Origin of the sequence: Halomonas organivorans, assembly GCF_014192055.1 — a bacterium.
GTDB lineage: Bacteria > Pseudomonadota > Gammaproteobacteria > Pseudomonadales > Halomonadaceae > Halomonas > Halomonas organivorans.
Genome location: NZ_JACHXM010000004.1, coordinates 262691 through 275509 on the forward strand (window position 1 = coordinate 262691; position 12819 = coordinate 275509).

Below are 12819 nucleotides of genomic sequence, written 5' to 3' on the forward strand. Positions count from 1 at the left end.
ATGCCCATGACGCAGATGACCTGGGAGCGGCTGCTCGATCCGGCCCGGCTCCACGACCGACGCGGGGTGGCCCGCGACGAGGTTGGCCGCAGCCCCTTCCACAAGGATCACGATCGCATCGTCTTCGCCGGCTCCTTCCGCCGCCTGGGGCGCAAGACCCAGGTGCATCCGCTCACCGACAACGATCATATCCACACCCGCTTGACCCACTCGCTGGAAGTGGGCTGCGTAGGCCGCTCGCTGGGCATGAGCGTCGGCGAGGAGCTGCGCCACCGGATGCCGGCCTGGATCACCCCGGCCGACCTGGGAGTGATCGTCCAGGCCGCGTGCCTGGGCCACGATATCGGCAACCCGCCTTTCGGCCATGCCGGCGAGTACGCCATTCGCGACTGGTTCAAGCGCGCCGAGGGTGACGGCAGCGGCTTGCTGGACGAGCTTTCTGTCGCCGAGCGTGCCGACCTGCTGACCTACGAGGGCAACGCCCAGGGCTTTCGCATCGTCACCCAGATCGAATACAACCAGTTTCGCGGCGGCATGCGCCTGACCGCGGCGACGCTCGGCACCCTGCTCAAGTATCCCTGGACCGTCGAGCACGGCGGGGCCGCCGGCAAGTTCGGCTGCTACCAGAGCGAGGCCCACCTGCTGGCCGAGGTGGCCGAGCGCCTGGGGCTGCTGCCACAGGGCGACAACCGCTGGAGCCGCCATCCGCTGGCCTGGCTGGTCGAGGCCGCCGATGACATCTGCTACGCGCTGCTCGATCTGGAGGACGGCCTGGAGATGGGCATCCTCGGCTTCGACGAGGTGGCCGAGGTGCTGACCCAGATCGCCGGCGGCGAGCCGGGCGATTTCCCGTCCATGCAGCGCCAGGGCGTCTCCCAGCGTCGCCGCGTCGCCGCGCTGCGCGGGGCGGCCATGGAGCGGGCGGTGACCGAGGTGGCCTCGGTGTTCGTGCAGCACGAGGCCGAGCTGCTCGGCGGGCGGCTGCGCGACGACCTGCTCGAGCTGTGTCATCCGGACCTGGACTGGGGGGTGAAGGCGGCCAAGCAGCTGGCCCGCGAGCGCATCTTCCGCAACGAGCGCAAGGCCAAGCTGGAAATCGGCGCGCATACGACGCTGGGAATCCTGCTGGAGGCCTTTATCGGCGCCGCCCACGAGCTGCATCACACCGGACGTTCCACCTTCAAGCACCAGCGGGTGCTGGCACTGATCGGCGAGAACACCCCGCTGCCTTCATGGTCGCTCTACGACAGCTACCGGCGCATGCTCGATTTCATCGGCGGCATGACCGACCACTACGCCGTGGATCTGGCCCAGGAGATGGGAGGCCGCCTCAAGGGCGACTGAGCCCGACGCTCATGCCGTCAGCTGCAGCGGCGGCTCCCCGTCCGGGTCGCGATCATCGTCGCCCAGGCCCAGCACGCGCTGGATGGCCGCGCCGATGCGCTTGCTGCTGTCGGCGATGCCCTGATTGCCGAACAGCCGGTTGAACTCGAACACGTAGGGATGACCGTCGACCATGGCGATATCGAAGCCGGCGTGGTCGATGCCGAGCCTGCGGGCCAGGTGCAGGGCCAGGTCGATGGCCGCCTCGGGAATGGCCGCATGGTCGATGCGCCCGCCCTGGCTGACGTTGGCACGGTAGCCGCCCAGCGGTGTGACGCGCCAGTAGGCGGTGAGCACCTCGCCGCCGACCACCACGATGCGCAGGTCGCGGTCGACGGGCAGGCGCGCTTGCGCATACAGCACCGGCTCCTCGGCGACGTGATCGAGCAGCGCCTGGCGCGACTCGATCAGCCGCACGCCTTCACCCATGGCGCTCTTGATGCGCTTGGCGATGAAGGGGTAGCCGAAGCGCGCCTCGACCTCTTCCAGGGCGGCGGCGGAGGTGCCGCGGATCTCGGTGGGCGGTACGTGCTTCGGGCACAGCGCCAGGAAGGCGCGTGTCTGCTGGACCTTGTCATGGCCCAGGTGATAGCTGGAAAGGCTCGGGAAGATCCGCGCGCCCAGGCCGTAGACCAGGGCGTTGACCTGCCAGTATTCGGGGAACAGCAGCCAGTCCGCCTGGCGGATCTCCTCCAGGTGGTCGTACATGCGCTCCGGCTTGATATAGCGCACCCCGGGAATGCCGAGGGTGCGAAAAACGTCGAACGTGATGAGTTTCATGGCGATGAAAAGGGCATCTCCTGCGAAGGCGAAGGATTATTGTCCGCCGTCGCGGTTCTGGCAAGCGTTATCGATGCGTGTCGCTTGAGCCTGGGGTTGCCCCGGGGTTTATGCTGATGCGGGCAAAGCCATGGAGCGGAAGGAGGCACGATGATCGTCGAACTGATCTCGTCCTGGGCCGGGATGGTCTGGGAAATCTTCTGGGGGCTTTCGCTGGGCTTCCTGCTGTCGGGGGTGATCCGCGCCTGGGTGCCGGCCTCGCTGGTCGGTGACAAGCTGGGCGAAGTGAATCCCGCCTCGCTGTCGCTGGCCACCGGGGTCGGTGCGCTGTCGTCTAGCTGCTCCTACGCCGCGGCGAGCATGGCGCGGACCCTGATCATGAAGGGCGCGGCCTGGGCCAATGCCATGGCCTTCATGGTCGCCAGCACCAACCTGGTGTTCGAGATCCTGATCGTGCTGTTCTCGCTGCTGGGGCTGGCCTTCGTGCTCGGCGAGCTGGTCGGTGGGCTGATCTTCATTCTGGTGATGGCGGGCCTGGTCAAGCTGCTGGTGCCCCAGGCGGTGATCGACGCCGCGCGCGAGAACGCCGGCCGCGAGGGCGGCGGCGGCCATGAGCATCACCATCATGACGACCACGACCACGACCACGACCACGACCACGACCACGACCACGACCACGACCACGACCACGACCACGACCACGACCACGACCACGACCACGATGCTGGCCATGCCGAGAGCGGCACCTGGCGGCGGCTGCGCACGGCGGCGGGGCACTTTCACATGGACGTGACCATGGTCGGCAAGGACATCCTGATCGGCGTGACCGTGGCGGCGGTGCTCTCGGTGCTGGTGCCCCAGTCGGCCTGGCAGGCGCTGTTCCTCACCGAGGGCGGCGACCCAGACTTCGGCGTGCTGCTGTGGAACGCCGTGGCGGGCAGCATCGTCGCCGTGCTGGCCTTCGTCTGTTCGGTCGGCAACATCGTGCTCGCCGCGGTGCTGTGGAAGGGCGGCATCTCGTTCGGCGGGGTGATCGCCTTCATCCTCTCCGACCTGATCACCCTGCCGATGCTCTCCGTCTACCGCCGCTACTATGGCTGGAAGGCGGCCGGCTGGATGGCGCTGGTGTTCTTCCTCGGTGCCATCGTCACGGCGCTGTGCCTGGACTACGGCTTCGCCGCCCTGGGATGGCTTCCCGAGGGACCGCGCGAGGTCAGCCTGGGGCGCGATGTCTTCGGCTGGAACTACGTCACCCTGCTCAACGTCATCGCCATTCCGCTGGCACTGGGTGCCTTCCTGTGGGGACGCCGCCAAGGGGGAGGGCACTGCCATTGAACCGCCTGACGTGGGCTGAACGAGCGTGCCACCGGCCCGCAATAGTGCTTCTGCTGGGGCTGCTCTGCGGCTGGCTGGTCCTGTCCTTGCTCTCTTCGCCGGCCCGAGCGGCATCGCCGCTCGACGTCGAAGGGGTCGACCACTATACCCTGGCGCTGACCTGGCACCCCGGCTTCTGCGCCAGCCGTTCTCGCCCGCCCCGTGAGTGCCGCGAGCCGCGCCTGCGACGAGGCACCGACGATGGCTTCGTGCTGCATGGGCTCTGGGCCTCGCTGCCGGATGACCTCCGTGAGCAAGGCGTGACGCGCCGCGACTGGTGGCGGAAAGGCTGCTTCCTCGAGACGCCGCGGCCGGACGGCGGCTTCTGCCGGTCCCATGCGCCGCTGGCATTGCCCGAGGCCTTGGGCGAGCGGTTGGACCGGGCCATGCCGGGACGCGCGAGCTGCCTGGATCGCTACCAGTATGCCAAGCACGCGGCCTGCCTGGCGCTGCCCGCCGAGGCGCTGTTCGCCACCTCGCTGGGGTTGCTCGAGGCGATCAACGACAGTGCCTTCGGCGACTTCGTGGCCGTGCATCGTGGCGGCGAGGTGGGGCGCAATGCGCTGATCGGGGCCTTCGAGGCCGCCTTCGGGGACGATACCGGGCGTGCCTTGCGCCTGGAGTGCCGCGGGCGCGGCAATCGCCTACTCACCGAGGTTCGCATCGGCATCGATGCCGATGCCCTCGATCGCTTCCCGGCCGCCGACAGCCTGGTGCGGCTCGACCGGGGACGCTGCGCGTCCCGAGTGAGAATTGCGGGCTTCGACTAGAGGCCGTCGTCAGCGAGGCGCGGCGATGCGAGAGTGGGCCGGCGATCACCGCGGGGCGTGGCGATGCCAGTGTGGGCCGGCGATCACCGCGGGGCGTGGCGATGTAGGTCGATGGGGCAGTGATCACCGCGGGGCGCGGCGATGCGAGTGTGGGCCGGCGATCACCGCGGGGCGCGGCGATGCGAGTGCGGGCCGGCGATCACCGCGGGGCGCGGCGATGCGAGTGCGGGCCGGCGATCACCGCGGGGCGTGGCGATGTAGGTCGATGGGGCAGTGATCACCGCGGGGCGCGGCGATGAATGGCGGCGATCACCGCGTCGTGGGTGGCGTCGTCGAGCGTGGCCAGGCGCTGCTCGGGAAGCCGGTCGGCCAGGGCGTCGCCGCTGACCACCAGCAGGTCGTCGGCGGCCTCGGCGTCCTCGATCTGCCAGCCTGGCAGAGCCAGTACGCCCTTCACCGGCACCGCTCGGCCCAGCTCCTTTTCCAGCCACACGGTCAGCCAGCGCACCGAGCGACGCGTGTCGCGCAGCGGACCGCGTTCGAACCAGCCGGGGAAACGCAGCCGCTCGCGCTCTACGGTGACCCGGTTGTCCTCTTCGCCGGAGGGGCGCACCGCCGGGCTGCGTGCCCATGTCTCGATGACGAAGACCCCGTAGGGCGTGATCGCCACGTGATCGAGGGTGTCGTCGGCGCCGGGCACGTCGTGGAAGACGAAGTAGGGATGCGACTCGGGACGGATCAGCCGTTCGAGCTCCTGGCCGACCGCCAGTTCGCAAGCCAGGCCCAGCTTGAGGCGGCGGATGCGCTGGAAGTCGCGGATCAGGCGGAAGCAGAATACCAGCATCAGTGCCGTGGAGAGGGCTCCGTAAAGCGTCCACTCCAGCCAGTTCTGCTCGCTGGCGAACAGCATGCGGCCCATGCCGTAGACCAGCGGGACCATGATCACGATGGGGCCCAGGGCACCGTTGAGGAACAGGCTGGCGAAGGCGCGGTCCAGGCGGTCGCGCAGCGACTGTCCGGGCTCGCGCAGCGGGTGAGCGTCGAAGGGCGAGCTGACTCGGGCATCATGCAGGTTGCGCAGGCCCACCACGATTACCGCGGTCGCCGCCAGAGGGAACAGGAAGATGAGGGGAAGCAGGTATTCCAACCAGGCCATCGGGGGTCCTTGCCCGTGGGAGATCCTGCCCATTCTAGACAACCTTGTGCCCCCGGGGCCATGCTCGGTTCGTTGAGTGGTGAGTGGTGAGTGGTGAGTGGTGAGTGGTGAGTGGTGAGTGGCGAGGCATGAAAAGTGAGATGAGCGACATTGAGGCATTAGTGGACTTCGTGGCCCGTACGCCGCGTCTTGCTGTGCTGACCGGGGCCGGGGTCAGCACCGCCAGTGGCATCCCCGACTATCGCGACGACAGCGGCGACTGGAAGCGCTCGCCGCCCATGCAGCATCGGGTGTTCATGGGCAGTCACGCCGCTCGCCAGCGCTACTGGGCACGGGCGTTGATCGGTTTTCGCGCCCTGCAGGAGGCGCGTCCCAACGCCGCCCACCGGGCCCTGGCTCGGCTCGAGGCCGCGGGTCGGGTGGCTGGCATCATCACCCAGAACGTCGATGGCCTGCATCGGCGGGCCGGCTCGCGGCGGGTGATCGAGCTGCACGGCCGCGCCGACCTGGTGCGCTGCATGGGCTGCGGGGCGACGCGCATGCGCTACGACCTGCACGCCGAGCTGGCCAGCCGCAATCCCCAGTGGCTCGATAGCGGTGCCCGAGCCGGCCCGGACGGCGACGCCGACCTGGAAGCGGACTTCGCCGGTTTCCGGGTGCCGGATTGCACGCGCTGCGGCGACGGCATCTGGAAGCCCGACGTGGTGTTCTTCGGCGACAGCGTGCCGCGGGTGCGGGTGGATGAGGCCTTCGCGCTGGTGGCCGAGGCCGATGGGCTGCTGGTGGTGGGTTCGTCGCTGATGGTCTATTCGGGCTTCCGCTTCGCCCGCGAGGCCGCCCGGGTCGGCAAGCCGCTGGCCTGCCTCAACCTGGGGCGCACCCGCGCCGACGATCTCTTTACGCTCAAGGTCGCGGCCGGCGCCGAGGCGGGGCTGACCGCGCTGGTCGAGGCGCTGGAGGAAACTAGCCGCCGGCCAGCTTGACCTTATAGCCTCGTTTTTCCAGCTCGCCCTTGAGCACCTCGCGCTGGTCGCCCTGGATCTCGATCACGCCGTCCTTGAGGGCGCCGCCGGTGCCGCAGCGCTTCTTGAGCTCCTTGGCCAGGACCTTGAGCTCGTCGGCCTTGAGCGGCACGCCCTCGACCAGGGTCACGCCCTTGCCCTTGCGCCCCTTGGTCTCGCGGCGCAGCCGGACGATGCCGTCCAGGCTCGCCAGGCGATCTTCCTCGGCGGCCTCGGCGCAGCGGCAGTCGGCGATCGGCTGGCGACAGTCGGGGCAGGTGTCGCCGTGTTCGGTGGAGTAGACCAGGCCGCGCAGCTGGTCCTGCAGGGATGCCATGGGGCCTCCTGGACGATGCGGATGTGGTGCCGATGATAAAGCGGGGAGGCTCAGCGGTCGATCCAGTCGATGAAGATCGCGAACAGCTCGGCCTGGGAGCTCACCGCGAACTTGGCGTAGAGGTTCTTGCGGTGCATGCGCACCGTCTCCGGGGAGATGCCCAGCTCCCGGGCGCTGGACTTGGCCGAGTGGCCGCGCAGCAGCAGCCGGCACACCTGCTGCTCGCGCTCGGTGAGCCGATCGGCGCCGAAGCGCTGGAAGGCGCCGCGCAGTCGATCGGTGAGCGGGTTCGGCGAGGCGTCGGTCGGCGGCGTGTCGGCGGTCTGCCAGTGCTGGTGCCCCAGGGCGAGCACCATGGGCGCCAGGGCGCGCAGGGTGTCCAGCTCATGTCGCGTGAAGGGCGCGGCGCTCAGGCCGTGGTAGAGGCAGAGGGAGATGCGCTGCCCCGGCGCCAGGTCGAGCAGGAAGTAGCAGTCCTCCACCGAGCCGGCCTCCAGGTAATAGACCCGGTAGTATTCGCTGCGGAAGAAGTCGTCGGGGGCGATCTCGGCCAGATGGTGGAAGCCTTCGCCTAGGCCCTGGTCGACGGCCAGGCAGAAAGGATCGAGCAGGTAGCCGCGGGAGAAGTAGCGGCCGAGGATCCGGTCGCGGCCCTCGGGCGGGATGCCGCGCTGGTACAGCAGCCGGGGCGCCTGGCGGGCGTCCTCGAGGATCACCAGCGCCGATTCGGTGGGCACCAGGCGGTCGATGGCCGCGATCAGGGCTTCGGTGAAGCCCGGCTGTCGGCACTGGGCATGGGCCTCGGCCAGGGCTCGGTGCCAGCCTTCGAGCGCGGCCAGCGATAGAGTCGGCGGTGGCGTCTGCGGGATGGTGCGGGGCGGTGGCGTCGCGATGGTTGGACTCCGGGGCGGGGTGACGACGCGAGGCGCCGCCGGCGACCCACCCAATTGGGGTATGGGGGCGGCATCGGGGGGCTGCCTATACTGCCGCCACTCTTTGCCGCCGTCAGGATGCGTATGACCAATATCACCGAATCGAAACGTTTTTCCAAATTCGACAGCGCCCGCCTCATCGACGCCGACAAGGCGCACTACATGCACGGCTACCATGTCTTCGACGACCATCGCGAGCAGGGCTCGCTGACCATCGTCGACGGCGAAGGGGCCCATATCCAGGACGCCGAAGGCCAGCGCTACCTGGATGCCGTGGGCGGCATGTGGTGCACCAACATCGGCCTGGGCCGCGAGGAGATGGTCGAGGCCATCGCCGACCAGACCCGCCGCCTGGCCTACTCCAACTCCTTCTGCGACATGGCCAACGACCGGGCCATCGAGCTCAGCGAGAAGCTGGCCGAGCTGGCGCCGGGCGACCTGAACCGCGTGTTCCTGACCACCGGCGGCTCCACCGCGGTCGACACCGCCATCCGCCTGGTGCACTTCTACCAGAACTGCCGCGGCAAGCCCGAGAAGAAGCAGGTCATCACCCGCATCAACGCCTACCATGGCTCGACCTACCTGACCATGTCGCTGGGCGGCAAGCAGGCCGACCGCCCGCCGGAGTTCGACTTCCTCTCCGATGGCATCCACCACCTGAGCTGCCCCTATCCCTATCGCGAGGCCCAGGGCCGCAGCGAGGCCGAGTTCCTCGAGGCCCTGGTCGCGGAGTTCGAGGCCAGGATCGCCGAGGTTGGCGCGGAGCGCATCGGCGCCTTCCTGGCCGAACCGATCATGGGCTCCGGCGGCGTGATCATTCCCCCCGAGGGCTATCACCGCCGCATGTGGGAGGTCTGCCGGCGCCACGACATCCTCTACATCTCCGACGAGGTGGTGACCTCCTTCGGCCGGCTCGGCCACTTCTTCGCCTCCGAGGATGAGTTCGGCGTGATACCGGACATCATCACCACCGCCAAGGGCCTGACCTCCGGCTATCAGCCGCTGGGGGCCTGCATTTTCTCCGAGCGGCTGTGGGAGGTGATCGCCGAGCCGGGTACCGGGCGCTGCTTCAGCCACGGCTTCACCTACTCCGGTCATCCGGTGGCCTGCGCCGCGGCGCTGAAGAACATCGAGATCATCGAGCGCGAGGCGCTGCTGCCGCGGGCCCGCGAGGTGGGGCGCTACTTCGAGGAGCGCCTGGCCACCCTGGCCGAGCTGCCGATCGTCGGCGAGGTGCGCGCGAAGTGCTTCATGGCCTGCGTGGAGTTCGTCGCCGACAAGGCCACCCGCGAGCTGTTCCCCGAGGAACTCAACATCGGCGAATGGGTGCACCTGCGCGCCGAGCGGCGCGGCCTGCTGGTGCGGCCGATCGTGCACCTCAATGTCATGTCCCCCGCCGTGACCCTGACCCACCAGGAGGTCGACTTCATCGTCGACGTGCTGCGCGACAGCATCCTCGAGACCGTCGAGGACCTGCGCGCCGCCGGGCACTGGTGAGGCCCGCTCGCGTGGCATGACCGCCCCGCGAGCTCCTCGACCATCCCCGCTTCGCGACTCGGGCGTTCGGCGCCCGAGTCGCGCGTCACGCTGAACTACCTCCTGGCTGGAGTCTTTCTCATGGAAGTCAACAAGAACAAGGTACTGCGGTGCCGCGACGTCACCCTGTACACCGTTTCGGCGATGCTGTTCATGGATCAGATCGCCCTGGCCGCCTCGCTGGGCTCGAGCAGCCTGTTCTGGTGGGCCTACGTGCTGGTGCTGCTGTTCCTGCCGATGGCCATGATGACCTCGGAGCTGGGCACCGCCTATCCCAGCAATGGCGGCGTCTACCACTGGGTGCGCCTGGCCTTCGGTTTCCGCTGGGGCGCCCGGGTGTCCTGGATGTACTGGGTCAACAACGCCCTGTGGATGCCTTCGGTCTATATCCTGTTCGCCAGCATGCTCAGTGCCTTCTATTTCCCCGGCATGAGCCTGTGGCTGCAGATCTTCATCGGCTGCAGCCTGGCGCTGGTGACGTCGCTGTGTACCAGCGCTAGCCTGCGCATCGGCAAGTGGCTGCCCAACCTGGGGGCGGTGTTGAAGCTGATCTCGGTGCTGGTGCTGCTGGTGGGCGGCCTGCGCTACGGGTTCCACGAAGGCTTCGCCAACCCCTTCACCCTGGATGGCATCCTGCCTGCCTCACCGGCGGCCATCGCCGCCCTGGGCGTGATGGTCTACGGCATCATGGGCACCGAGCTTGCCTGCTGCAGCGCCGCCGAGATGGTCGCGCCGCGTCGCGACATCCCCCGGGCCGTGCTGGCCTCGGGACTGCTGATCGCCGCCTTCAACGTGCTGGGCACCGTCGGGGTGCTGGCCGCGGTGCCCACCGACCAGACCGATGTCACCACCATCTTCGCCGAGTCGCTGTTCAACATGTACGGCCACGAGGGCTGGGGCGGCCTGCTCGCCAACCTGGTGGGCGGCTTCGTGCTCTTCACCTTCTTCACCAACATGGTGACCTGGAGCATGGGCACCAACCGCGCCGCGGTGGAGGCGGCCCACGCCGGGGAATTCCCTCGGGCGTTCGGCATCGTGCACCCGCGCCATGACACGCCGGTGGGCTCGGCGCTGATCGCCTCCACGGTGAGCATCCTGGTGATGCTGGTCTACGGCCTGGTGGCCGATACCGCCGAGGGCCTGTTCTGGACCCTGCTGTCGATCTTCGCGATGATCTTCATGATGCCCTACGTGCTGATGTGCCTGGCCTTCATCAAGCTGCGTCTGAGCAGCGACGCCCCGCGGCCCTTCCGCCTGCCGCTGGGCAATCGCCTGGCCTGCCTGTGGGCCGCGGTGGTCGGGCTGCACGTGGTCGCCGGGATCGTACTGTTCGTGGTGACCCCCGGCGAGCCGATGGACTGGGACTATGCGGGCAAGATCCTCGCCGGCGTGTTTCTGGCCCTGGCGATCGGCGAGGTCATGATCGGCCTCGGGCGGCGGCAAAAGCGGCGTCGTCGGCCCGCGGCGCAGCCGGCCGTGCCAGGCTGAGGCTTGGCGCCGCCGACATATCAGGGAACGAGAGGGGCGGCCTGGTGGGGCCGCCCCTTTTGGATGCGTCGAGGAAATACCGAAGACGCTAGCGCCGCCGGGCCATATCCGCCATCCACTGGCGGATGCCGTAGGTCCAGGGCGGCAGCCGGTCCGAGCGGTCGACGCGGTTGACCAGCGCGCCGAGCGAGGGCGTGGCGATGGTCACCACGTCGCCCAGATGGTGGGTGAAGCCCTGACCGGCGCCGTCGCGGTCCTGGATCGGCGAGAACATGGTGCCCAGGAACAGCATGAAGCCGTCCGGATACTGGTGGTGCGCGCCGAGGGTCTGGCGCACCAGCTCCAGCGGGTCGCGGCTGATCTGGCGCATGTCGCTGGAGTCCTCCAGCACGAAGTCGTCGTCGGCGCCCTCGATGCGCAGCGACACCGTGGCCTCGCGCACCGTGTCCAGGGTGAAGCCGTCGTCGAACAGGCGGATGAAGGGGCCGATGGCGCAGGACGCGTTGTTGTCCTTGGCCTTGCCCAGCAGCAGGGCGCTGCGCCCTTCCACGTCGCGCAGGTTGACGTCGTTGCCGAGCGTCGCCCCGCGGGCCCGGCCGGCGGCGTCCACCGCCAGCACGATCTCCGGCTCCGGGTTGTTCCACTCGGAGGCCGGATGCAGGCCCACGCCGCGGCCGAAGCCCACCGCCGACAGCGGCTGGGCCTTGGTGAACACCTCGGCGTCCGGCCCGATGCCGACCTCCATGTACTGGGACCAGGCGCCGCGGGCCTGGAGCTCGGCCTTGAGCGCCATGGCCGCCTCGGAGCCGGGCACGATCTTCGACAGGTCGCCGCCGATCACCTGCCTGAGCTCCTCGCGCAGCTCGCTGGCGCGGGCCGGATCGCCGCCGGCCTGCTCCTCGATCACCCGCTCCATCAGGCTGACCGCGAAGGTCACGCCGCAGGCCTTGATCGCCTGGACGTCGCAGGGCGCGAGCAGGTAGGGCGCCTCGGGCGTCTCGGCCAGCGAACGCGCCAGCAGTTCCTCGACCGGGCCGAGGTCCTCGCCCTGGGCCGTGGCCACCAGCGCGGCCGTATCGTCGCGCTCGAGCAGGTCGGCCATGCAGGCGACGTTCGCGCTGATGTCGACCACCCGGCCGTCGCGGACGACGACCAGGGCCGGGCCCGGGTGGGGCGCATCGCGCCAGACCCGGCCGACCAGCAGGGCGCGGTCGTCATCGGGCAGGGCGAAGGTCATGCTATCGGACATAACGCCTCCTCAGTCTTCGCGCTTACCGTCTACCAGGCGGCGGACGCCGGCCGGGTTGCCGTCGCGGATGGCCTCGGGCAACAGGCCCTGGGGCAGGTTCTGGTAGCACACCGGGCGCAGGAAGCGATGGATCGCCGCGCTGCCCACCGAGGTGGTGCGCGCGTCGGAGGTGGCCGGGTAGGGGCCGCCGTGGACCATCGCATGGCACACCTCGACGCCGGTCGGCCAGCCGTTGGCCATCACCCGGCCGGCGCGGCGCTCCAGGGTCGGCAGCAGCGCACGGGCGGCGTCCAGGTCGGCGTCGTCCATCTGCAGGGTGGCGGTGAGCTGGCCTTCCAGGGATTCCGCCACGCGCTTGACCTCGTCGAGGTCGGCGCACTCGACCGCCAGCGAGGTGGCGCCGAAGACCTCGGCCTGCAGGGCCTCGTCGGACAGGAAGTCCTCGGCGGCGGCCACGAACAGCCCGCTCTGGCAGGCGTTGGGGCCCTCGCCGGCGGCGCCGCGGGCGACCTCGCGGGCCTTGCTGCTTTGCATGAGGCCGTCGACGCCCTGCACGTAGGCGTCATGGATGCCCGGGGTCAGCATGGTCTGGGCCGCGGAAGCCTTCACCGCCTCGCCGGCGGACGCCACGAAGGCGTCGAGCGCCTCGCCCTTCACGGCGATGACCAGGCCGGGATTGGTGCAGAACTGGCCGGCGCCCATGTTCAGCGAGCCGACGAAGGCCTCGCCGAGATCCTTGCCGCGATTGTTCAGCGCTTCCGGCAGCAGGAACACCGGGTTGATCGAGCTCATCTCGGCGTAGACCGGGATCGG

The 12819-nt window shown here is 69.2% G+C and carries 12 protein-coding genes; 6 read left to right on the plus strand and 6 right to left on the minus strand.

What is annotated here, in order from left to right:
* The first annotated feature begins 6 nt into the window (after positions 1-6).
* A complete protein-coding gene (locus FHR96_RS06900) occupies positions 7-1344 on the plus strand; it encodes a deoxyguanosinetriphosphate triphosphohydrolase (RefSeq protein WP_183386917.1) in 1338 nt (445 codons plus the stop codon).
* Between the two features lie 9 nt (positions 1345-1353).
* On the opposite strand, the gene FHR96_RS06905 is transcribed toward FHR96_RS06900, so the two are convergent.
* Complete coding sequence (locus tag FHR96_RS06905; protein WP_183386918.1) at positions 1354-2163, minus strand: ATP-grasp domain-containing protein; 810 nt, start codon at positions 2161-2163, stop codon at positions 1354-1356.
* A gap of 150 nt (positions 2164-2313) precedes the next feature.
* On the opposite strand from FHR96_RS06905, the gene FHR96_RS06910 reads away from it, so the two are divergent.
* On the plus strand, positions 2314-3498 hold the full coding sequence (locus tag FHR96_RS06910; RefSeq protein ID WP_183386919.1) for a permease: 1185 nt from the start codon (positions 2314-2316) through the stop codon (positions 3496-3498).
* Positions 3499-3542: 44 nt separating this feature from the next.
* The gene (locus FHR96_RS06915) at positions 3543-4307 is read left to right on the plus strand and encodes a ribonuclease T2 family protein (protein WP_343066345.1); all 765 of its coding nucleotides are present in this window, start codon (positions 3543-3545) and stop codon (positions 4305-4307) included.
* A gap of 277 nt (positions 4308-4584) precedes the next feature.
* Here the strand turns inward: FHR96_RS06915 and FHR96_RS06920 are convergent, their stop codons facing one another.
* Entirely contained in the window at positions 4585-5463 is an 879-nt protein-coding gene (locus FHR96_RS06920) for a nuclease-related domain-containing protein (protein ID WP_183386920.1), read from the minus strand.
* A 140-nt stretch (positions 5464-5603) separates the two neighbouring features.
* Between FHR96_RS06920 and FHR96_RS06925 the strand changes: the two genes are divergently transcribed.
* A complete protein-coding gene (locus FHR96_RS06925; protein ID WP_246392828.1) occupies positions 5604-6446 on the plus strand; it encodes an NAD-dependent protein deacetylase in 843 nt (280 codons plus the stop codon).
* On the opposite strand, the gene FHR96_RS06930 is transcribed toward FHR96_RS06925, so the two are convergent.
* Together FHR96_RS06930 and FHR96_RS06935 are read right to left on the minus strand one after the other, a co-directional pair.
* Positions 6427-6801 (minus strand): translation initiation factor Sui1, encoded by a 375-nt coding sequence (locus FHR96_RS06930; RefSeq protein ID WP_183386922.1) that lies wholly within the window; start codon positions 6799-6801, stop codon positions 6427-6429. The two genes, FHR96_RS06925 and FHR96_RS06930, sit on opposite strands and share 20 nt — an antisense overlap.
* Positions 6802-6851: 50 nt before the next feature.
* The gene (locus FHR96_RS06935; protein ID WP_246392830.1) at positions 6852-7748 is read right to left on the minus strand and encodes a helix-turn-helix transcriptional regulator; all 897 of its coding nucleotides are present in this window, start codon (positions 7746-7748) and stop codon (positions 6852-6854) included.
* A gap of 69 nt (positions 7749-7817) precedes the next feature.
* On the opposite strand from FHR96_RS06935, the gene FHR96_RS06940 reads away from it, so the two are divergent.
* Both FHR96_RS06940 and FHR96_RS06945 read left to right on the plus strand, forming a co-directional pair.
* On the plus strand, positions 7818-9230 hold the full coding sequence (locus tag FHR96_RS06940) for an aminotransferase (RefSeq protein ID WP_183386924.1): 1413 nt from the start codon (positions 7818-7820) through the stop codon (positions 9228-9230).
* Between the two features lie 120 nt (positions 9231-9350).
* Positions 9351-10757 (plus strand): APC family permease, encoded by a 1407-nt coding sequence (locus FHR96_RS06945; RefSeq protein WP_183386925.1) that lies wholly within the window; start codon positions 9351-9353, stop codon positions 10755-10757.
* Between the two features lie 88 nt (positions 10758-10845).
* Here FHR96_RS06945 and FHR96_RS06950 read toward each other — a convergent pair whose 3' ends face one another.
* A complete protein-coding gene (locus tag FHR96_RS06950) occupies positions 10846-12006 on the minus strand; it encodes a fumarylacetoacetate hydrolase family protein (RefSeq protein ID WP_183386926.1) in 1161 nt (386 codons plus the stop codon).
* A 9-nt stretch (positions 12007-12015) separates the two neighbouring features.
* Positions 12016-12819, minus strand: an 804-nt coding sequence (locus FHR96_RS06955; protein WP_183386927.1) for an aldehyde dehydrogenase family protein, incomplete at its 5' end; no start/stop codon positions are given.